Annotated in this window: 17 protein-coding genes and 1 pseudogene; 11 read left to right on the plus strand and 7 right to left on the minus strand. The window is 41.4% G+C overall.

All coding sequences use genetic code 11. The features are described from left to right. Positions 1-55: 55 nt before the first annotated feature. The 6 genes from ABJD64_RS04270 (at position 56) to ABJD64_RS04295 (ending at position 5942) form a co-directional block, all read left to right on the plus strand. The gene (locus tag ABJD64_RS04270; RefSeq protein WP_348177749.1) at positions 56-1219 is read left to right on the plus strand and encodes an acyl-CoA dehydrogenase; all 1164 of its coding nucleotides are present in this window, start codon (positions 56-58) and stop codon (positions 1217-1219) included. 87 nt (positions 1220-1306) lie between these two features. Continuing rightward, a complete protein-coding gene (gene rpsU / locus ABJD64_RS04275) occupies positions 1307-1501 on the plus strand; it encodes a 30S ribosomal protein S21 (RefSeq protein WP_348177751.1) in 195 nt (64 codons plus the stop codon). A gap of 63 nt (positions 1502-1564) precedes the next feature. After that, positions 1565-2443, plus strand: coding sequence for a tyrosine-type recombinase/integrase (locus ABJD64_RS04280; RefSeq protein ID WP_348177753.1), 879 nt, complete (start codon positions 1565-1567; stop codon positions 2441-2443). Positions 2444-2472: 29 nt separating this feature from the next. Then, positions 2473-2772 carry a ribosome-associated translation inhibitor RaiA gene (raiA, locus tag ABJD64_RS04285; RefSeq protein WP_348177755.1) on the plus strand — a complete coding sequence of 100 codons (300 nt, stop codon included), beginning with the start codon at positions 2473-2475 and terminating at the stop codon, positions 2770-2772. A gap of 141 nt (positions 2773-2913) precedes the next feature. Then, entirely contained in the window at positions 2914-3249 is a 336-nt protein-coding gene (locus ABJD64_RS04290) for a helix-turn-helix transcriptional regulator (protein ID WP_348177757.1), read from the plus strand. Then, complete coding sequence (locus ABJD64_RS04295) at positions 3249-5942, plus strand: FtsX-like permease family protein (RefSeq protein ID WP_348177759.1); 2694 nt, start codon at positions 3249-3251, stop codon at positions 5940-5942. The genes ABJD64_RS04290 and ABJD64_RS04295 overlap by 1 nt, the downstream gene beginning before the upstream one ends. Before the next feature lie 41 nt (positions 5943-5983). On the opposite strand, the gene ABJD64_RS04300 is transcribed toward ABJD64_RS04295, so the two are convergent. Then, on the minus strand, positions 5984-7918 hold the full coding sequence (locus ABJD64_RS04300; protein WP_348202665.1) for a T9SS type A sorting domain-containing protein: 1935 nt from the start codon (positions 7916-7918) through the stop codon (positions 5984-5986). 68 nt (positions 7919-7986) lie between these two features. Next, positions 7987-9642, minus strand: a complete 1656-nt coding sequence (locus tag ABJD64_RS04305) for an SUMF1/EgtB/PvdO family nonheme iron enzyme (RefSeq protein WP_348177763.1) — start codon at positions 9640-9642, stop codon at positions 7987-7989. A 247-nt stretch (positions 9643-9889) separates the two neighbouring features. Between ABJD64_RS04305 and ABJD64_RS04310 the strand changes: the two genes are divergently transcribed. The 3 genes and pseudogenes from ABJD64_RS04310 (at position 9890) to ABJD64_RS04320 (ending at position 11742) form a co-directional block, all read left to right on the plus strand. After that, positions 9890-10630: an alpha/beta fold hydrolase gene (locus ABJD64_RS04310; RefSeq protein ID WP_348177765.1), complete on the plus strand. Its 741-nt coding sequence runs from the start codon at positions 9890-9892 to the stop codon at positions 10628-10630. A gap of 27 nt (positions 10631-10657) precedes the next feature. Next, positions 10658-10822: pseudogene (locus ABJD64_RS04315) on the plus strand (DnaJ domain-containing protein); the annotation flags it as partial. A 629-nt stretch (positions 10823-11451) separates the two neighbouring features. Further along, a complete protein-coding gene (locus ABJD64_RS04320) occupies positions 11452-11742 on the plus strand; it encodes an antibiotic biosynthesis monooxygenase (protein ID WP_348177767.1) in 291 nt (96 codons plus the stop codon). Between the two features lie 71 nt (positions 11743-11813). On the opposite strand, the gene ABJD64_RS04325 is transcribed toward ABJD64_RS04320, so the two are convergent. Together ABJD64_RS04325 and ABJD64_RS04330 are read right to left on the minus strand one after the other, a co-directional pair. Then, positions 11814-12425, minus strand: a complete 612-nt coding sequence (locus tag ABJD64_RS04325) for a DinB family protein (RefSeq protein ID WP_348177769.1) — start codon at positions 12423-12425, stop codon at positions 11814-11816. Positions 12426-12532: 107 nt separating this feature from the next. Continuing rightward, positions 12533-13111: a LytTR family DNA-binding domain-containing protein gene (locus ABJD64_RS04330; protein ID WP_348177771.1), complete on the minus strand. Its 579-nt coding sequence runs from the start codon at positions 13109-13111 to the stop codon at positions 12533-12535. Between the two features lie 342 nt (positions 13112-13453). Here ABJD64_RS04330 and ABJD64_RS04335 point away from each other — a divergent pair, with 342 nt between their 5' ends. Then, positions 13454-13798: a helix-turn-helix transcriptional regulator gene (locus tag ABJD64_RS04335; protein ID WP_348177773.1), complete on the plus strand. Its 345-nt coding sequence runs from the start codon at positions 13454-13456 to the stop codon at positions 13796-13798. Then, on the plus strand, positions 13791-16388 hold the full coding sequence (locus ABJD64_RS04340; protein ID WP_348177775.1) for an ABC transporter permease: 2598 nt from the start codon (positions 13791-13793) through the stop codon (positions 16386-16388). The genes ABJD64_RS04335 and ABJD64_RS04340 overlap by 8 nt, the downstream gene beginning before the upstream one ends. A gap of 161 nt (positions 16389-16549) precedes the next feature. On the opposite strand, the gene ABJD64_RS04345 is transcribed toward ABJD64_RS04340, so the two are convergent. The 3 genes from ABJD64_RS04345 to ABJD64_RS04355 form a co-directional block, all read right to left on the minus strand. Beyond that, entirely contained in the window at positions 16550-19147 is a 2598-nt protein-coding gene (locus ABJD64_RS04345) for an FtsX-like permease family protein (protein WP_348177777.1), read from the minus strand. Next, positions 19134-19460, minus strand: a complete 327-nt coding sequence (locus ABJD64_RS04350) for a PadR family transcriptional regulator (RefSeq protein ID WP_348177779.1) — start codon at positions 19458-19460, stop codon at positions 19134-19136. The genes ABJD64_RS04345 and ABJD64_RS04350 overlap by 14 nt, the downstream gene beginning before the upstream one ends. A 162-nt stretch (positions 19461-19622) precedes the next feature. Further along, on the minus strand, positions 19623-20375 hold the full coding sequence (locus tag ABJD64_RS04355; RefSeq protein WP_348177781.1) for an MBL fold metallo-hydrolase: 753 nt from the start codon (positions 20373-20375) through the stop codon (positions 19623-19625). Positions 20376-20377 lie beyond the last annotated feature (2 nt).

Here is a 20377-nt window from a genome sequence, read left to right on the forward strand (position 1 = left end):
ATAGCGAAAAAATATTTTAATATTGCTATTAACAATTGATAACCAACAAGATAAGATGAATAATATTAGCGAAAATACGCCGGAGCTGGTAGCAGAAAACTGTCAGATGATCAAAGAAATGCTTAGAGATTTCTGTGAAAAGGAAATCAGACCGAATATTATGAAATGGGATGAAAGCCAGGAGTTTCCAATTCCTCTTTTCAAGAAACTTGGAGAGCTTGGGCTGATGGGTGTTTTGGTGCCTCAGGAATATGGTGGAGCCGGATTTGGTTATCATGAGTATGTTACTGTTGTTTCAGAAATATCAAAAGTTGATGGGTCAATTGGATTATCTGTAGCCGCACATAATTCATTGTGTACCGGGCATATTATGCAATTTGGAAATGAGGAGCAGAAAAAGAGATGGCTGCCAAAGCTGGCGAGTGGCGAGTGGATCGGAGCCTGGGGCCTTACGGAGCCCAATACAGGATCTGATGCTGGCAACATGAAAACAACCGCGGTTAGAGATGGAGATCATTGGGTGATCAATGGGACCAAGAACTTTATTACCCACGGTATATCAGGAGACGTGGCCGTAGTGATGACTAGAACTGGCGAGGCTGGCGATTCTCACGGCATGTCGGCATTTGTGGTGGAAAGAGGTACTCCTGGTTTTACTGGTGGCAAAAAAGAAAACAAATTGGGTATGCGTGCCTCGGAAACGGCAGAAATGATCTTCGATAATTGTCGAGTACCTGCTGACAATCTATTGGGAGAAGTAGGAGAAGGTTTTGTTCAAGCACTCAAAATATTGGACGGAGGAAGAATTTCTATCGCAGCGCTGGGCTTAGGAATAGCGCAGGGAGCTTTGGATGCGGCAGTGGCATATTCACAAGAAAGACAGCAATTCAATCAATCCATTTCTAAATTCCAGGGTATATCATTCAAAATAGCCGACATGGCTACTCAGGTGATGGCTTCAAGGTTGTTAATCAAAGAGGCCGCGGAACTAAAAAATCAAGGAAAGAGTGTAAATCAGGAGTCGGCCATGGCCAAACTACATTCATCCGAAACAGCTGTTAGTGTGTCTAACGACGCGGTGCAGGTATTTGGAGGGTATGGTTACGTAAAAGATTTTCCAGTTGAGAAGTTCTATCGTGATTCTAAACTTTGCACAATAGGAGAAGGTACTTCAGAGATTCAAAAATTGGTGATTGCAAGGACCTTGTTTGATAAATAGCATAAATTAATTAAGATAATTATAGAAACAGGTTGTGAATTAATGACAAGTATCATAAATTTGCAGCCCGTTTAAAAATAGAAGATAATGTTGATTATTAACGTAAAAGAAAACGAATCGATTGATCGAGCACTTAAGAGATTCAAAAAGAAGTTTGAAAAAACTGGTGTTTTGAAACAATTGAGGTCAAGAACAGCATTCAAAAAACCTTCCGTAGCAAGAAGAGAAGAGATGATTAAAGCGGCTTACAAGCAAAAAATGTTTGCCAAAGAAAACTACTAGTATCTGTAGCTTTTGTGCTTGGTTTTTTATAAGTTAGTATAGCCTTATATCAAGGTTGTACTAATGATAAAACCATTCCTAAAATACCTCCTGCAAGAAAAAAGATACAGCACTCACACCGTGAGTGCATATGAAACTGATCTTCTTCAGTTTCAAGATTACCTGGAATGTATTGACTTAGAATTGACTCCCCAAGAGGCGAACCACAAAATGCTTCGTGCTTGGGTGGTATCATTGATTGAGGCTGAGATCAACCCAAGATCTGTAAACAGGAAAATTGCCTCCCTACGATCTTTTTACAAGTTTTTACTTAAGCGAGAAGTCATTGTTGAGAACCCGGCCATTAAACTCCGGCCACTCAAGACCCCGAAGGCCTTGCCAGAATTTGTCCTGAAAGATGAAATGGATAACCTGCTAGACAGAGTTGAATTTTCTAGTGGATTTGAAGGAGCCCGCGATAAACTGATCATAGAGCTTCTGTATGGGACGGGCATGCGCCTGTCAGAATTAATACATTTAAAACACTCAGACGTCGACTTTTTCAATCAAAGCATTAAGGTTTTGGGTAAGAGAAACAAAGAGAGAATTATTCCTTTGACTTTGGACAACATCAGGCTTGTTGAGGCGTATGCTAAAGTAAGGGAGTTGATCGATAGTTCCGATAATGACTGGCTCCTTATCACTGATAAAGGAAAAAAGTGTTACCCTATGATGGTGTATAGAATCGTACAGAAATATTTAGGATACATTTCAAAGGTCTATAAGAAAAGCCCTCATGTGTTGCGGCATACCTATGCAACGCATTTATTAAACAACGGTGCAGACCTCAATGCGGTCAAGGACTTGCTGGGTCATTCCAGCCTGGCTGCCACTCAGGTGTACACGCACAATTCTTTGGATAAGCTGAAATCGGTTTTCGACCAGGCACATCCAAAGGCGTAAATTATTTTCTAACATTAAATATTAATCTTATGAAGTTACAGTTTCATTCCCTTCATTTTGACGTAGATCAAAAATTGATTGATTTCATTCAAAAGCGAGTTGACAAATTAGAAACGTTTTATGATAGGATCATCGACGGAGAAGTAATCTTAAAAGTCGAGAAAGATGATTCGAGAGAGAATAAGATCGTAGAGATTAAATTGAACATACCTGGCGCACAGGTGTTTTCAAAGGAGCAGGCAAAGTCATTTGAAGCTGGAACTGATGAGGCTGTTGAAGGACTCAGAAGACAATTGAAAAAGAGGAAAGAAAAGATGCTGGCGCATTAGAGTCAGTAAAACATATTGATTTAAAAACCCGATCCAATGGATCGGGTTTTTTTGTGCCATAAAACTTTCCAATAATATCTACGTTTAGGAGTTTTATCATTTAATTTACATTTAGTAATTTAATAATAAACCCTTCTGAAAATGAAAAAATATCAACTAGGCGAGTTTGAAGAAGTAGTGCTGTTAACGGTGGCCGTACTTTATAATGATGCCTATGGCGTATCAATTCGGCAAGAGATTGAAGAAAAAATGAAACGTAAAGTGAGCGTGAGCGCATTGCAAACCGCCTTGAGGCGAATGGAATCAAAGGGGTTTCTGGATTCAAGATTTGGACAAGCCACTGCAGTACGTGGGGGCAAAAGAAAAAGATTGTTTGCAGTGACACCCCTAGGTAAGGATGCACTGGAACATGCAAAAGATACACGAATGAAGCTTTGGGAGTCCATTCCTTCAATAGCTTTCGATTTTGGTAATTAATGGCAGAAGTAGAAAATGGAATCCCTCCGACTCGTGCTACCAAATTCCTTAAATGGTTTTGCAAGCATGAATACTATGAAGATATCCAGGGAGACTTGGAAGAAGAGTTCCATTATTTGTCTAAAGATTCCACACTGGTAAAGGCAAAAAAATGGTACAGATGGCAGATCATTAAGTTGTTTCGTCCATCGATGATGAAAAAGATTAAAGGTCAAGAAGAATTAGAAACTCAAAATACAATGTTCAAAAACCACTTAAAAATAGGAATCCGAAATTTATGGACGTATAAATCGGGCACCGCTATCAACACCTTAGGATTAGCGCTCGGCCTATCTGCGTTTATGCTAATTGCTCTTTTTGTCAAGGATGAACTGAGCTATGATAGGCATCATGAATTTGCCGATGAAATTCATCGTGTAACAGTTGAAAATTTCACCCTGGATGGTGAGTTAAGCCGACATTGGGCATTTGCTTCTGCTGGTCATGCCGAGCGATTGAAACAAGATTATTCAGCTATAACACATGCTGTAAGGTTCTTTCTATGGGCGTTTCCAGACATTCAGTATGAGCAGAAAAAGCTACCCAGTCAACAAGTGGTATTTGCAGGCGATGAGGTTTTTGATGTGTTTACTTTTCCCTTTATTCAAGGAAACAAGGAGGAAGCATTCAAAGATTTGTACTCGCTGGTGCTTACAAAAACTACGGCCATAAGGATTTTTGGAGAGGACTGGGAGGAGAAAAACATTATTGGCGAGACGGTTGAATTATATGCAGAAGGCCAGAAGTCGCTATTCGAAATTAGTGGTGTAATTGAGGATATGTCTAATCAGCAACATTTCCAATTTGAATATTTGGCACCAATACGCTTTGTATATAGCTTCTTTGGTGAGGAAGAAATGAACAATATAGGGGGTAATTACAATTGGCTGACTTATGTACGATTAGAACCAGGCACCGATGCTGTCGAACTGGAGGAATATTCAAAAGAATTTTTTAATAAGTACATTGGAAAAAGAAGAGGGCGGGATGCAAGTGAATTTTATGGATTTAGATTTCAGCCTTTGTTGGATATTCACCTTAACTCTAACCTGGAAGGCGAGGTCCAGGCCAATGGAAGTCTGCAGCAGGTCTATATCTTTAGCATTGTTGGCTTGTTGTTGCTATTAGTGGCGTGCGTCAATTATATGAATCTGGCCACCTCTCATTTTTCGAGAAGGATGAAAGAAGTAGGCGTCAGAAAGGCTATTGGTGCTGGACAGTCGTCATTGCTGGCTCAATTTTTAACAGAATCTGTATTGATTTGTATTCTGGCCATTCCTCTGGCGCTTGGATGTGTGTATCTGGGACTTCCTTATATCAACTCCTTTATGAGCAAAGAGCTTATGTTTTCTTTGACTGAAAATTTGGAGTTAACGCTTTCTGTATTTGTATTGACCATTTCTGTTGGGTTGATTTCTGGACTATATCCGGCTCTGTTTTTGTCACGAGTAAAATTGCTGAGCGCATTGAAAGGAGAGTCATCGATCAAGGCTTCCAGATGGAATTTCAGAAACTGGCTGGTCACATTTCAATACATTGTCACCATATCCCTGATCTTCGCATTGTTGGTTATCGATGGGCAGATGAAGTTTATTCAGACTTCTGATCCAGGATATACCAGAAGCCAGGTAATCGACCTAGGACTTTCCCGCGAAGTAAAAAACTTAGAACGTTTGAAGCGAGAATTGCTAGAGCATCCTAATATTGAGATGGGAACCTATTCTTCAAGAATTCCTACTGGAAGGCTTGCCGATAACTGGGGCTCACAATTTTTCAAGGGGGATTCTTTGGTGCCCAATAATTTTAGAATGCCCTGCATCATGGTGGATGAGGATTTCATACCAACTTATGAAATCGAATTGATAGCCGGAGAGAATTTTGATAAAAAAATGGAAATGTTTGAAGACTCAACCGGCTATTATATCATCAATCGAAGAGCTGCAGAATTTCTTGGGTATGCTGATCCCAGCCAGATAATTGGCGAGAGACTGGCCTATGGTTCATTTGACGGCAAGGATATGGGACTAGGTAGAATATATGGAGTGGTAGAAGATTTTCACTTTGAGTCATTGCATAGCCCTATAGTACCTATGGTGATGCTAAAAACAAATGAAAATATTAGAGAGTTATCATTGAAAATTAAGGAAAGTGAAATACAATCGACACTTGAATTTATAGAGCAGGTTTGGGTATCGCATGACACCCAAAATCCAGCACGTTACAAATTTGTAGATGAGCTTTTTGACAGGCAATATATGCAGGAGGAAAGGCTTGGTACCATGATTAAGGTTTTTGCTATTATTGCCATTTTTATCGGTTGTCTGGGATTGATAGGTATGGTTGGATTCATAATCGAAACAAAAACAAAAGAGATAGGTATCAGAAAGGCTCTTGGAGCCTCAACATCTCATATTTTGTTTATTATCAGTAATCAATTCTTCAAATTGATTGGACTGGCTTTCCTGATAGCTCTGCCGGTGACTTATTGGCTGATGACCGATTGGCTACAGAGTTTTGAATACAGGATGGGAATTTCTGTCCTACTCATATTGATGCCACTTGCACTTACATGTATTTTTACGATGATCACCCTTGGAGTTCAAACGCTCAGGGCAGCGATGGCTAACCCTGTTGACAGCCTACAAGATGAATAGCTAATATGAACGGGTGACTTCATCAATAATCAATTATGGACTTATTGAACTAGCTCTATTTTTCTGGTTTCCGTCATTGAAGAGTTTTGAATGCGAATAAAATATATGCCTGATTTCATGTTCGATAGGTCAATAGGAATCAAATCTGTGGTAGCCTGCTGAGTTTTTAGTAAGGTTGTGCCAGATATATTGGTCACAGACAGAAGTGTAGGCTGATTTGACCTAAGCTGGATGTACACCAGATTGTGGGCAGGATTTGGATATATACTCAAGTTATGACTATTTATAATAACTGATACTACTTCTGAATAGGAGGTGCTGCCATCAAAATCAACTTGTTTAAGTCGGTAATAAGAAAGTCCAGGATATGGACTGGTGTCGTAGTCAGTGTAGTCTACTTGAATGCTGCTATTTCCTACTCCTTTGGTTTTCCCTAAGGGCTTCCAATCGTGAAGGTTGGAAGAGCGTTCTATCAGAAAGTAGTCATTGTTTGTCTCAGAAGCTGTAGACCATTCCAGCTTAACACTTTTGTCTTCAACAGTGGCATGAAAGAAGATGAGTTCAACTGGCAAGCTAATAGATGATGAGGAAATTGTGAAAGCAAAACCATCACCATTGCCTCCAAAGTTATTCGTACATGCTGTATTGGTGACGGCCAGATTGGTTGATACCGTTGCACAGGCGTTGCTGACTTGCACAGTGACATTTCCAGAGGTATTACCAAAGAGTAAATTGGCATATCCATCGATTTGTTGTGAAGCCACGGTGGTTCCAGTGGGTCCCGTCCAAAGGAAGTTGTCTGCAGCACCAGCGGTGACGTTGATGGAAAAGGTCTCATTGCTGTTGTCGCAAAAAGAGGAGGGTCCAGAGATCGCGCCTATGGTTAGTCCAGTTCCCACACCGTTCAAAGTGGTACTACACGAAGCCTCATCATCCTGCCCGTCATTGTCGCCTCCAAAGAACTGTTGGCAGGCGGTGTTAGTCACAGCCAGATTGGTTGATACCGTTGCACAGGCGTTGCTGACTTGCACGGTGACATTTCCAGAGGTACTGCCAAAGAGTAAATTGGCATAGCCGTCAATTTGCTGCGAAGCCACGGTAGTCCCTGTCGGACCAGTCCACAGGAAGTTGTCCGCAGCTCCAGCGGTTACGTTGATAGAGAATGTCTCGTTACTATTGTCGCAAAAGGCAGAAGGCCCAGAGATAGTACCAATGGCCAGTCCGGTGCCAACGCCGTTCAAAGTGGTACTACACGAAGCCTCATCATCCTGCCCGTCGTTATTGCCTCCAAAGAACTGTTGGCAGGCGGTGTTAGTCACGGCCAGATTGGTTGATACCGTTGCACAGGCGTTGCTGACTTGCACGGTGACATTTCCTGAGGTACTGCCAAAGAGTAAATTGGCATAGCCGTCAATTTGTTGTGAAGCCACGATGGTTCCTGTAGGTCCCGTCCAAAGGAAGTTGTCCGCAGCTCCAGCGGTTACGCTGATAGAGAATGTCTCGTTGCTATTGTCGCAAAAGGCAGAAGGCCCAGAGATAGTACCAATGGCCAGTCCGGTGCCAACGCCGTTCAAAGTGGTGCTACACGAAGCCTCATCATCCTGCCCGTCATTGTTGCCTCCAAAGAACTGTTGGCAGGCGGTGTTAGTCACAGCCAGATTGGTTGATACCGTTGCACAGGCGTTGCTGACTTGCACGGTGACATTTCCAGAGGTATTACCAAAGAGTAGATTGGCAGATCCATCGATTTGTTGGGAGGCTATAGCAGTGCCTGTTGGACCGGACCAGTTGTAACTATCTGCACTACCGGTTGCAATTGAGATACTATAGGTTTCAGCACCATTGTTGCAGAAGATAGACGATCCACTGATGGTTCCTATTGTGAGGGCCGATGAGGTTCCATTTAAATTGGTGTTACAGGTCGCATCAGCATTGAAGCCATCACCATTTCCTCCGGAATATTGTCCATAGCTCATATGTCTCATGCTTAACAGCACAAATACGCAAAGTATTATATTCCGCAAGGATACCATTGTCTGGTGACTTAAGGGGCTGTTCTTATCCCTCTTCCTCCGTTCCTGGTGTCTCTACCAGTGAGACCTGTCCAAAGTGAGTATTGCCTGTTGGCCACCCTGAGCCAGGCTGTGGTGTTGTACGTGCCACCAGTAAAGCCTGCTCCAGCTCGTCCGGTAACTCCGGTTGTTCCTCCATATGTACTGTTGGCATTGGTAGACGTATTGTTTCCATTGATTCCTGGCCAGTAGTCTACGTCTGCATGTCCCGAAGCATTCAATGAACCATTACCATGAAGGCCGGTATAAGACCTTCCGGCTACGGAGCCAAGTCCCACTGCATCCTCCCAGACATTTCCCGTCAATTCCATGACGCCATAGTAACTGGCTCCAGCAATCACCCTTGTCGAGGAAGCAGTTGCAAAAATCCCGACTCGCAAAGGTCCGGTGGAGTGCGTAGTACTATAAACCGCATTGCCAGCTGTTGCACCTACACCGGGCGAATTGGGTAATTCACTTTCTCCACCGCTGTTGGTCAGTGCGGTATACGTACTTGCATGAATAGCTGCAGTCCCCCACGCGTATTCGTTAACTATAGGTAATTGATTACCCCTACAGGATTTTTCAAACTCGGTTTCGGTGAACGGTCTGAGGCCAGCCCAATCCAAATATCCGGTTAAATCAGGCCAACTTATAGCACTCAATGCGATACCGAGTCCATCGCTGCCTACTTCATTATAAGTATCGTCATCGTCTAAATCACAGCCATATACACCGGCAACAGATCCACTCGGAGCAATCTGACATTTGAGGCCCGCACGGGCCACCGGAGTTGCAGAATTCTCATGGAAATTGCCGGCAGTGGTGGTGCTTGCCCGTACTGCTTGTTGCGCTGCGGTAAGTGTATTAAGAAATTCAGCATATTGCTGGTTGGTGATTTCATACTTCATGCAATAAAAAGCATCGTAGCCTAATGGGAAGGCAGCCGGTAGCGTTTGGCTTGAAGCGTCGTTGAAATCATCCACACCTCCTGATTGACCGGTGGCATTGTGGTTGCCTAGGGAACCTGCTCCACCGCCGCCTAGTGTTAACGTGCCGTCACTGGTAATTAGAAGCGGGTTACCGGAGACACCGTCTTCAAATTCTCCAGGTTCCGTGCCACCAGAGCCCAGGAAGAAGTTGGATTGGGGTACGTAGACCATTTCTACAGCAAAAACCTTTACCGTTACTTCACAAGCGTCCAATAACCCATCAGAGCCATAATTCCATCTAAGTCGGACCTGATCCCAATTGATTGAGCCGTTTCCATTGGCATTTCGATAGAGGAATACACCCATCCCGTCTGAGGAAGCTGAAAAAGCCGGAGTCACTCCGTTATCGGTTTGCACACTGTGATGAGCATTGTTTGTACTTAGTGTGGCATGTTGCCAATCTCCTGCGGTACATCCTGTTCCTCCTTCTATTTTATATTTTATAAATACCCAGACGGCGTCCCAATTGCTTGGCCCGGTGGATACTCTCCATGAGTTGTCCCAGTTTAGATCAAACTCTACGTTTGCGAAGTTTGCTGCATTGTTGACCCCAGCAGAAACGTCCTGACCTTGTGTGGAGACGGCCGATACATCTACATTATTTGCATTTAGGGTATGGACGCAAACGAGAATTGCGACTATAATTAAATTTTTCATAACTACTTTATTGCTGCTAAGTAAAAATAATACGGATGAGAGGTAATCAAGAATTACTTCGATGAATAATATCTGAACACGGATGAAATGATGGCCTTAAGAATAGAATTTTACAGGGAGACAGTTTGTAGTAATGGCCTGAGCACCCATACAGTATTTAGATTGTGTTTAAAGGTATTCTGTCGGGTGCAACTCACTGTTTACTCCTAGCTTGCAGCTTATTGTTATTAAAGAAGTAATTAAAAGTATGAAAAGACATGTCTATATCCTACTGCTTTTGATTACCTATAGTCTTCCAGCCCAAACTCAACGTGAAGTTGAATTCAAAACCAATGACGGACTTACCATCTTTGGCGATTTATATCTAAAAAACAAGGACAAGTCAATGATTCTGCTTTTTCATCAAGCGGGCTCGTGTGCTCAAGGTGAATATGAGAATATTATTCCTGTATTAAGTGAAAATGGATTCAACATTTTAGCCATTGACCAAAGGAGTGGAGGTAGTAAGCTTGGTGGAATCAATAGGACTGTGAATAAGCTAGATGGGGAAGAATATGGATATTGCGAGACCTATCCTGATTTTGAAGCGACCCTCAATTATGTGACAAACGAACTCAATTACACGGGTAAGATCATTGCATGGGGAAGTAGCTATAGTGCGGCCATGGTTGTTCAATTGAAGGCCGATTATCCAGATAAAATTGCTGGAATTTTGGCTTTTTCTCCAGCTTCTGGAGGACCAATGAAACCTTGCAGTCCTAATGATAAATTCAATGATTTGAACGGGAGTGCGCTCATTCTGCGTCCGGCAAGAGAAATGGAAATTCCTTCTGTTCAGGATCAGTTGGCATTGGCAAAAGAAGCCGGCTTATCAACCCATGTGTCAAAGAATGGAGTTCATGGTTCCTCTATGCTCAATCCGGACAGAGTGGATGGAAGCACAGATGAAACCTGGGCGGCAGTATTAAGCTTTTTAACCAGCTTTTAGTCTCGCCTTTTTTCTTACATTTGGTTAATGAATAACCAGTACCTGGAAGTACTTGGGCTTGCGCCTGGTGCTACAAAGCCCCAAATAAAGAAAGCGTATCGGCAGTTATCCAAACGCTATCATCCTGATGTAAACAAGGATGAAAATGCTCGAGAAAAGTTTATTGAGATCAACGAGGCGTATAAATTTCTAACGGCAGTGGGACCTAGACCTTCGACTATAAGATCCTCTGCTCAGGCCTATGACTATGATACTCATAATAAAGCATATGAAGAATGGAGAAGAAGAGCCAGAGTGTTTGCGCAAAAAAAAGCAGAGGACGCAGCTCGAAGACAAATTGAATTGATCAAAATGCTACTCCAAGGCATGAATGTCCTCGCGATCTTAGTTGTTAGCTTCAATGTGCTATTGACGATAGACTATTTTTTGCCAAAGCAATTTATTGAAGCAACTAAGTTCATTGAAAAAGACATATATGAAAGAAGAGTGCATAAGTATACGGATGTAATTTTCGACGAGCATACTTTTAGATTAGCACCAGCTGGAATTATGCCGGTGAAATACATAGATGGTATAATAATTCACGAGACAAAACTTTTTGGCATTCCCATTCGATTGGATGTGCTGAGTAATGAAGCTATTCAGATTTACTGGCCTCAATATAATATTTATAGAGTTTTTGGCTATCTCATACCGATTTTGTTCATAGCTATTTTTTTGTATAAGTATGTATTTGAGTCACTTGAGAATCAACTGACTATTGCGATTTTCTTTGTTTTTTTTGCCTTTTTTCAATTCTATATTTTTTTGAAATTCTGATCATGATACTAGAAGTAGCCATTTTAAATGTAAAGCTTGATGAAGGAGAAGAATTTGAAAAAGCCTTCGACGAAGCTCGATTGATCATTTCCTCAAGGAGTGGTTATATAAGTCATGATCTGATGAAATGTATGGAGCAAACAGATAAGTACATATTGTTGGTAAAGTGGGAAACTATTGAAGATCATGAGATTGGGTTTCGTCAATCAACAGAATATCTGGAATGGAAGAGGCTGCTCCATCATTTCTATGATCCATTTCCAACGGTGGAGCACTACCAGGCTCTAAACTAAAACTGGTCGCACCAGGCGACCAGTAAACTCAAAAACCAACAGCATTGCCGTTGGTTTTCCATCTGTATTCTTTACATCGGATATCCGTCTGATGATTGGACCTCCACAATCTGTGCTGTATGCCTTTCAGCATGTGCACTTAGTAGAATAGTCCATTGATAAGCCGAAAGCTTGTTGCCCAGGGGGCTTGGCCAGTAATAATCATTGAGGTTTATCTCCGTTGTTTTAATAAATTCGACGGTGGCTTGTCGAGCAGCTTGGTACTCTTTCATAAATTGGGCTGGGGTTTTTAGTGCACCTGTTGGTTCAAAGCGCTCATTGGTTTTTCTGCGTTTGCCTTCACCTCGATCCTTAAGACCGAGTATGATGTCTTCGTTTGTGACCAGGTCAGACGGATCAACATTGCGATTGGCCTCATCTGTAATGATCTTGTTCTGAATGAGTACCAGAATGTTTTTTTCTGCGATTAGCATGTGCTCACATATACCAGCAATTGACCAGGTATCTACATCCGGTTGATAATTCCATTGTTCAGTAGAGATATTCTCTACCGCACTAAATGCAAGAGACATTGAAGAATCGAGGTACTTTGTAGAGTATTTGATTTCTTTTTTTGACAGTGAACTGTTTGATCCCGCGCTCATTAGTACCAAAGCCAGCATCATTAGTGAAATTGTTTTCATAGTATTTAAATTTTGGTTTCTGGCAATGGTTACGACAGTCCACGATCTGGAAAGAAGAATGAGACGGAAAGTGAAATGAATGGTGTTAGATTTTAGAATGAATGGTCTTATTGTGCCATCCATTTTTTGAAATCTACGCTGCGATATCGACTGATCATTGCTGCTTCGGGTATGTCCGGGGCGGACGGAGAAAGTTTAATTTTAAGCTTCTGATTTACTTCCTTCATAACTGTATCTATGGCTTGTGGCCGGACTAAATACTGACGATTGACTTGAAAAAATGAATCCAAATCGAAGGCCTCCTTGACTTCATTGAATGAATTGAATTGAGTCAATATTTTTCTACCATCATGAGTGATGAGATAGACGATACCGGCCTGAGAATACAAATAGGAGATATCAGATTCCTTTACCATTTGAGTTTTTCTACCGCTTGAAATTTGCCAGACTTCGGATGTAGAAGCCGACACTAGCGTATTCTTGGACACGTATAGATCCCGTGTAATGAAATATAAAGTTTCAACAAGTATAATTAGCTCTGCTATTAATAAGGAGGACAGGAAACGAGTAATAGGCGTGATTATTCCGAAAATGAAATAATTGATACTATATACAAGGAGTCCGAATACGGCAGCTGTAAGTATACCGGATATCATTAATTGGCGAGCAATATTTGACTGATTCATGTGGCTCGAGTTGAATCGCCTTTTTATCGAATTATAACAGATAAAATTAGTTTCACAACATATGGCACATATTAGAAAAACAAACCCAAAAGTCATTATAGGAAACTGATAGCCCACTTCGAAAGGAAGTTTCCTGTAGGAAACTAAATGTGTGAGAATTAGCGCCAATACAGGAAGTATCATGTAGCGCAGGAGCCGTGTATTGGTCTGGTAGAGTTTAGTGAGCATGATGCTAGGCTTACGCAAAAATGGCAGAGCGGGTTGAAAGTCATTTCCTTTCATTTTGCAGAACTAATTAATATTTCATTCGTATATTACCTCTGCAAAGTAAAAGTATATGCCATGAAGCGGACCTCAATCGGAGAATTTGAAGAAACAGTTTTGTTGATGGTCCTCATCCTTCAAGATGAGGCCTATATGATTGCACTTCAGAAAGAGCTGAAAGATCAGGCCAATCGATCAATTACCATGGGAGCCTTACATACTACACTTTCCAGATTGGAAAAGAAAGGCCTGCTTTCATCCGAAATGGGTGAGCCAACGAAGGAAAGAGGAGGTAGAAGGAAGCGTATTTATCAGGTGACCGCTGCGGGGAAAAGTGAACTAAGCACAATTAGGGAAATGCGTCAATCTCTCTGGGATCGGGTACCCCAGTTTTCATTAAAATTTGAGAACGCCAATGGATGAGAATCACATACCACGCTGGGCGTTGCGCCTAATACGGCGATGGTGTCGTGAAGAATTGCATGAAGAGATTGAAGGAAATCTGATTGAATATAAAGAAGGATTAAGCGAGAATTCTGTAAGAGATAAATGGAAATTTTTCTATCAGGTCTTCACCTACCTAAGACCATCTACAATAAAATCAATAAGTCAAAACTCAAAATACTACATCATGTTCAATTTCAACATCATACAGACCGTCAGAAGTCTTTGGATGCATCGCTCCACTACCATACTCAATATTAGTGGCTATGCCATAGGAATGCTTTGCGTCTCCATCTTGTTTTTTTATATCAAAGGTGAATTGTCTTATGACAATTTCCATGATAAAAAAAATGAAATTTATCGTGTCATTCGGCTAAGTGAAATGAATGGCGAAAAGTACAAAATAGGTGTCACATCAGGTCCATATGCGCCACATCTTCAGCTGGATTTTTCCTCAGACATAAAAAGTACACTGAGAATTTATTCTACCGAGGCGCTTTTCGAATATGGACAAAAATCGTTTAAAGAAGATAAGCTACTCTTTGCAGATCCAAATTTCTTTCAATTTTTCTCTTTCCCTCTGTTGGTAGGGGATCCGGCGGCGGTGTTGAATGAACCAAATGCTATCGTATTGACCAAAAGCTCGGCCAGCAAGTACTTTGGGAATGAAAATCCATTAGGAAAGACTTTGATTTTGGATAAAGAGGAACCGTTTGTAGTGGCCGGCATTATGGATGATTTACCTTCCAACTCTCATTTGGACTTCGATTTCATGTGTTCCATGAAATATCTTGAAGATCTCCGGTTTATGAAGCGCTGGTGGAACAATGGTCTATTTACCTACGTCCAGGTGGAATCACCTACAATAGCGGCTGGTCTGGAAGCCAAACTTCCGGGATTTATGGATAAGTACTTTGGGAAGGACTTTGAGAAATCGGGTAAGCGTGTTGATTTGACACTGGAACCTCTAACAGATATCTATTTTGATGCGGTTCGATATGATTGGGCAAAGCATGGTAATAAAGAAGCCGTTTTCCTTCTGATTGGAGTGGCGATTGCCATTCTCTTCATTGCGTGTTTCAATTATCTGAATATGGCCATAGCCCTGTCGTTTAGAAGGGCCAAAGAAATAGGCATGCGCAAGGTACTGGGAGGAAATCGGTTGAGATTGGTCCTTCAATTTTTGGGCGAATCCAGTGTTGTTGCTTTGTTGGCGATTGCCTTGGCCATTGGGTTGACAGAGTTGATTCTGCCTGCATTCAATAGGGTGCTGGATTTATCTATCACCACGTTTTGGCTAGATCCCGTTGTGATGGGTTTCTTTGCTTTACTAGCCTTAATTACAATATTGCTCTCTGGTTTGTATCCCGCTCTATTACTATCAATGTTCAAACCATTGGATATTTTCAAAGGACAAGCACACCTTAAACGAAACAATTTGTGGCTGAGAAAGGGTTTGGTAATCGCGCAATTTTCCATTTCCATTTTCATGATTATTTCTACCCTAATCATAAGAGAGCAACTGGATTTTGTCAACAATAAAAGCTTGGGGTTTGATAGAGATGCCATCATAATGGTTGATTTTGATAATGATGAAATCAGGGAAAAGCGAGAGACCTTCAAAGAGCGATTGTTGCAAAGTGCCAAAATAAAAAACGTAACCAGCATGTCAGGAGAGCCTGGCGGTTTTCATGACGCTACCACGGTAGATTTTTTGGGCGACGTGGAAGACATTAGAACCAGAACGGCTTTTGTAGATGAAAACTACCTCAGGACCTTTGGTATCAAATTGGTGGCGGGTAGAGATTTTTCTAATGAGTACCGAATGAATGATGCACATGCCGCGATGATCAATGAGAAGGCTGCACAAGATCTTGGACTGAGCCTGGAAGAGGCCGTAGGAACCAAATTTAGAATCTCTATGTGGGATACCCTTGAGCATGTCGTGGTAGGGGTAACCGAAGATTATCATTTCAATTCCCTAAGACATGAGATAGAGCCACTTATCGTTGTTCCGGGTTTGTACCATCGGAGAATGGGGATAAAATTAGAGCCCAATCAAATTTTCGATGGATTGAGCGAAGTAGAGAGCATCTATGCAGAATTAGCTCCGAATTATCCGATTACCTATGAGTTTATGGATGATTCGCTGAATCAGCTTTATGCAGAGGAGCAAAAACAAAGTCAGATATTTCAGATGTTCTCAGGCGTGTCGATTTTCTTAGCCTGTTTGGGCATATTTGGACTGGTATCTTTCGTGGTAGAGCGCAGAAAAAAGGAATTTGGTATTAGAAAAGCACTCGGAGCTGGTGTAGTTTCCTTATTGCGAATCATATCTGGTGAATTTGTAATCATGATCGGTGTGGCAAGCCTGATTGCTGTTCCGTTAGCATGGTATGTGATCGGCCAGTGGTTAGAGAATTTTGCCTATCGGATCAACCTGCTGGACTCATGGAATATTTTTGTTATCGGTGCAATACTGGCCCTGATCCTTGCTCTTTTTACGATTCTGATCCGTTCTCTTCGCACCGCAAACGCAAACCCCACCGAGAGCCTGAGGTACGAATAATGTCACATAAGGTGAGTTGATTCTGATTTTTAAGTAGTTTCAAGCGATTTAGATCAAAGTCAGAAGCAGTTCTTTCTTCCGACTTTGATCCTAAATCTTGAACGGTATTTAACTAAAAATTCAACTTTTGTATGAAAAATTGATGTCTTATCCTCTTGGGTTTATTCGGTCCTTAGTGTATCCACGGGATTGGCCTTTGCTCCTTTCAAAATGGTTATACTAGTAGTGGAAAGTCCAATGATAAATATAAGTAGTGCACAAAGAACGACCGAAATGACACTCACCGGAATATGATATGCATAAATTTCATCGAGCAATATACCGATGAGAAAGTATCCTCCGAGAGCACCTAAAAAACCTGCAATGGTCAATACGATTACAAACTCTTTGTTCATAAGAGTCATAATATTTTGAATGGATGCACCCAACGCCTTTCTAATGCCGATTTCTTTACTTCTTTTTTCTGTGTTTAGGGTGGCAAGTGAGAATATGCCAGAAGCGGAAAGCATACCCCCCAGAAAGGTAAGAAAAAGGAATATTGTTTTGAGATTTGCATTGACATTCCTTATTTCATTAAACAGCAAATCTTCCTGAAAATGGAGTTGAAAGGGTATATCAGGAAATTCACTTTTCCAAATTTCTTCTATGTCGTTCTTTAAAGATAGCAGGTTGTCAGAATTGGCTCGCACAAGCAAGTAATGATACTGCTGTGGAGTGGCAGGGTAGAAAACAGAAGGTTCAGGTTCATTGCTAACAAAAAGGTTGTCTATATGATCTTCCACCACACCCACAATACGTCTCTTTACTTCGTGAACGCTGATTACTTTCATCAAGGGATCAGACATTTGTATTTTTTTCAAGAATGCTTTGTTGACAACTACCGAGCCTTCAAGATCAGTGGTGCTCTCCAAATTGAGATCACGTCCTTCAGCTATTTCGAGACCCATCACGTCAAAATAATTCTTGCCTATACCGTAATGCCAAACCTCGTGATGGGCGGTGTCCACTGTTACTGGCGCTTGATAGTAGATCCCGCCAAGCGAATGTGCAGTTCCCCCCACTTCTAATATTTTAGTATTGTTTTTAAGTCGATTCTCAATGACTTCGTATTGCTTTTGACTTTTTACATTGACCAGAAATACCATGTCCTTATCATAGCCAAAGTTGACTTGTTCCTGAAAATTGGTATTTTGTATAAAGATTACCCCCGCTATTAAAACTATAACAGAAAGTGCGAATTGAACAGAAATAAGTCCTCGAGTCAGGAGATTAGAACCTTTTATCTTCACACCTCCTTTGAGTAAAACAACGGGTCTGAACTTGCTACTAAAAAGCGCCGGGTAAATACCGGCTAGTAATGAGGTGAAAAAAATCAGAAACAGCAGCGTCAAAAACATATTCAGTCCACTGAGGTCTTCCAGGCCATAATTGAGTTCCCACATGTCAGCAAAGACTGGAACAATAATATATGACATGGCAATCCCAACGAATACTGAACCCACCGTGACCAAAACTGTTTCCAACAGGAACTGAGTAACTACCTGCCATTTGGAAGCACCAATAACCTTACGGATACCTACTTCTTTCATTCGTCTGGCTGTCATTGCGATGGAAGTATTTGTCATGTTGAAACATGCGATGAGCAGGATCATGAGAGCCATTGTCATAAATACGATCAAAGGTATTATGGACATGCGCAAATTGACTTGAGACCAGCGCACGTCATCCTGGCCAAAATTGGCTTTGAAATGCTCCAATTTGTAGGACAGAACAACTCGATCAGTTCTTTCTTTGTTTCGCCGTTTGATGTACTTGTCGAATTGTTCATTTATGACAGAGACCTGATCGTGCGATGTCAACTCAAAATAAGTTGAAGGGTCTCGCCAATCCTTCCAGTCGTCAGCCCCAAGGGCATGTATTTCCATAAAATGCTCTTCGCGAAGCAGCATGTCAAAAACAAATGTACTGTTCGTTGGTACCTTTTTCAGAACACCACCTACTACAGCCTGAATCTCGGTTTGGTTGGGAAAATTCATGAGCAAAACCTTACCAATTGGATTCTCATCGCGAAAATACTTTTCTGCCATTTTTTGACTTATAAAGACGCTGTGCATGTTTTTGAAAGATTCATGACTGCCTTGAATCAGGGGAAAATCGAACATGTCAAAAAATGAGCTATCGGCAAATGAGATAGATTCATTGAATGTATGGTCTCCATATCTTACATAACCTTGTTCATTGTTGAACCTGGTGAATCGCTTGATTCCCGATAAATCGGCAGCGGCGTTTGGTGCCAGATTGATGGGTGCACTAATGCACTCATAGGTTCCTCTTTCAGTTTTGAGCAAATGCGAATGTATACTGTAGATTTTGTTCACTTTTGAATCGGCATGGAAGTCGTCGAATTCGATATTGTAAGCCACAAACAGATAGGCGGATACACAGCAGGCCAATGCTATTCCCAATCCAAAAGTATTGATAATGACATAGCTCTTGTTTTTTTGTAGATTTCTAAGTCCTGTAACGAGGTAATTTTTGAGCAAAGACGGTCTTGGCGTTTTCATAAGATTTGGTTTATAGAATATGAGAACCATGAATACTTCGAGGCAAAATTTGCGTCTTGCATATCGCAGACTCTTTATTTCCGAACGCCATTCAAAGGCTTCAAACAGATCACCCTGAATTTCCTCAAGTAGATCATCCGGACAGATTTTCTCCAACAATCGATTGGCCCAGGTTGGTGGTTTATATTCTGACATATTCAAAAGAGGGTTTAATACTGTCCCAGAGTCTGGCTTTGGTTTCATGAACCTGTGTTACTACTGCTCTACCGGATGAAGAGGCCCAATAAATCCTTTTGCGCCTTCCTCCCCGTGCTGCAGTTGGAGACCCAAACTCTGACGATACCCAGCCTTTTTTTTCCATACGCTTGAGTACCACATGTATGGCTGGCAGTGAGATTGCCTTATTCAATGCCTCATCATGATATTTGGCAATCTCTACCCCGCTGCAGCGTTCATATTTCATCAAAATCATGAGTACAATTTCCTCCAGCGATCCGATATTATTCATTTTATTAACTATTGTTTAATATATAAACTGATATGATTAACTTTTGTTTTAAAAATAAACACTTTTTTCCTTAAAGGCTGTTTTTGGAGCTGCAGGAGGGTTTTAGTTCTTCACTACGATATCATTTGTTCGTAATAGAACCGCTTTGAGTGAGATAATTTATTACAGGGTTGGGTACCAATCAATCAAACGAACCTCAGTCCGATCAGAGCTTACGTTGATCAATCTTTTGAAATTCTCAACATCGCTATACCCATTTTTCCCACGGTAGTGAAATGGGTAGACTATTTTAGGATTGAATGCCAACACGGCATCAGCAGCAGCTTCAATAGTCATTGTATAGGGCAAATTCATGCATACAAATGCGATATCAATATTTTGTAATGAGCGCATCTCGTCGATGTCCTCGGTGTCTCCGGAGATATAAATGCGTTTTCCTGCTATCGTTAGCACATAGCCATTTCCACGACCTTTGGGATGTCTGGAGGTCGAATCTTCAGGGAGGTTGTACATCGGAATGGCTTCAATATTGATCTGACCCATGTTTAGCTCTTTCCCATTTCCTAATGAAGTTAGTTGTGTGAAGTCTGGTGAAAGTTTTTCTATGACAGCTTGAGGCGCAATAATCTGCATGTTTTGAGCTTCCATTTCCCGTAAGGTTTCCAAATTCATATGATCTCCATGGATATCGGTGATAAGAATGAAAGTAGGAGATTCAATTCCATTAAACGCCTTTTTACCACCATAAGGGTCTATGTAAATCACTTGTTCCTTGTATTGAATAGCCATTGTAGCATGTAAGACGGGATAGATTTTTATTTCGCCTGAAGCCACCGGGATAATTTCGGGCTTGATTTGAGCAGAGACGAGAGTTGATATGAGGAGGAAACCCAGAAGGAATGTGAACGTTTGCATGT

It is taken from the genome of Reichenbachiella sp., from assembly GCF_039944555.1.
Lineage (GTDB): Bacteria > Bacteroidota > Bacteroidia > Cytophagales > Cyclobacteriaceae > Reichenbachiella.

Coding starts and splice junctions, on each gene's coding strand:
- ABJD64_RS04290 (WP_348177757.1), top strand. CDS start 2,914: ATGAAAAAATATCAACTAGGCGAGTTTGAAGAAGTAGTGCTGTTAACG.
- raiA (WP_348177755.1), top strand. CDS start 2,473: ATGAAGTTACAGTTTCATTCCCTTCATTTTGACGTAGATCAAAAATTG.
- ABJD64_RS04340 (WP_348177775.1), top strand. CDS start 13,791: ATGGATGAGAATCACATACCACGCTGGGCGTTGCGCCTAATACGGCGA.
- ABJD64_RS04350 (WP_348177779.1), bottom strand. CDS start 19,460: ATGAATAATATCGGATCGCTGGAGGAAATTGTACTCATGATTTTGATG.
- ABJD64_RS04355 (WP_348177781.1), bottom strand. CDS start 20,375: ATGCAAACGTTCACATTCCTTCTGGGTTTCCTCCTCATATCAACTCTC.
- ABJD64_RS04280 (WP_348177753.1), top strand. CDS start 1,565: ATGATAAAACCATTCCTAAAATACCTCCTGCAAGAAAAAAGATACAGC.
- ABJD64_RS04320 (WP_348177767.1), top strand. CDS start 11,452: ATGATACTAGAAGTAGCCATTTTAAATGTAAAGCTTGATGAAGGAGAA.
- ABJD64_RS04295 (WP_348177759.1), top strand. CDS start 3,249: ATGGCAGAAGTAGAAAATGGAATCCCTCCGACTCGTGCTACCAAATTC.
- rpsU (WP_348177751.1), top strand. CDS start 1,307: ATGTTGATTATTAACGTAAAAGAAAACGAATCGATTGATCGAGCACTT.
- ABJD64_RS04310 (WP_348177765.1), top strand. CDS start 9,890: ATGAAAAGACATGTCTATATCCTACTGCTTTTGATTACCTATAGTCTT.
- ABJD64_RS04300 (WP_348202665.1), bottom strand. CDS start 7,918: ATGAGCTATGGACAATATTCCGGAGGAAATGGTGATGGCTTCAATGCT.
- ABJD64_RS04330 (WP_348177771.1), bottom strand. CDS start 13,111: ATGAATCAGTCAAATATTGCTCGCCAATTAATGATATCCGGTATACTT.
- ABJD64_RS04345 (WP_348177777.1), bottom strand. CDS start 19,147: ATGTCAGAATATAAACCACCAACCTGGGCCAATCGATTGTTGGAGAAA.
- ABJD64_RS04270 (WP_348177749.1), top strand. CDS start 56: ATGAATAATATTAGCGAAAATACGCCGGAGCTGGTAGCAGAAAACTGT.
- ABJD64_RS04325 (WP_348177769.1), bottom strand. CDS start 12,425: ATGAAAACAATTTCACTAATGATGCTGGCTTTGGTACTAATGAGCGCG.
- ABJD64_RS04335 (WP_348177773.1), top strand. CDS start 13,454: ATGAAGCGGACCTCAATCGGAGAATTTGAAGAAACAGTTTTGTTGATG.
- ABJD64_RS04305 (WP_348177763.1), bottom strand. CDS start 9,642: ATGAAAAATTTAATTATAGTCGCAATTCTCGTTTGCGTCCATACCCTA.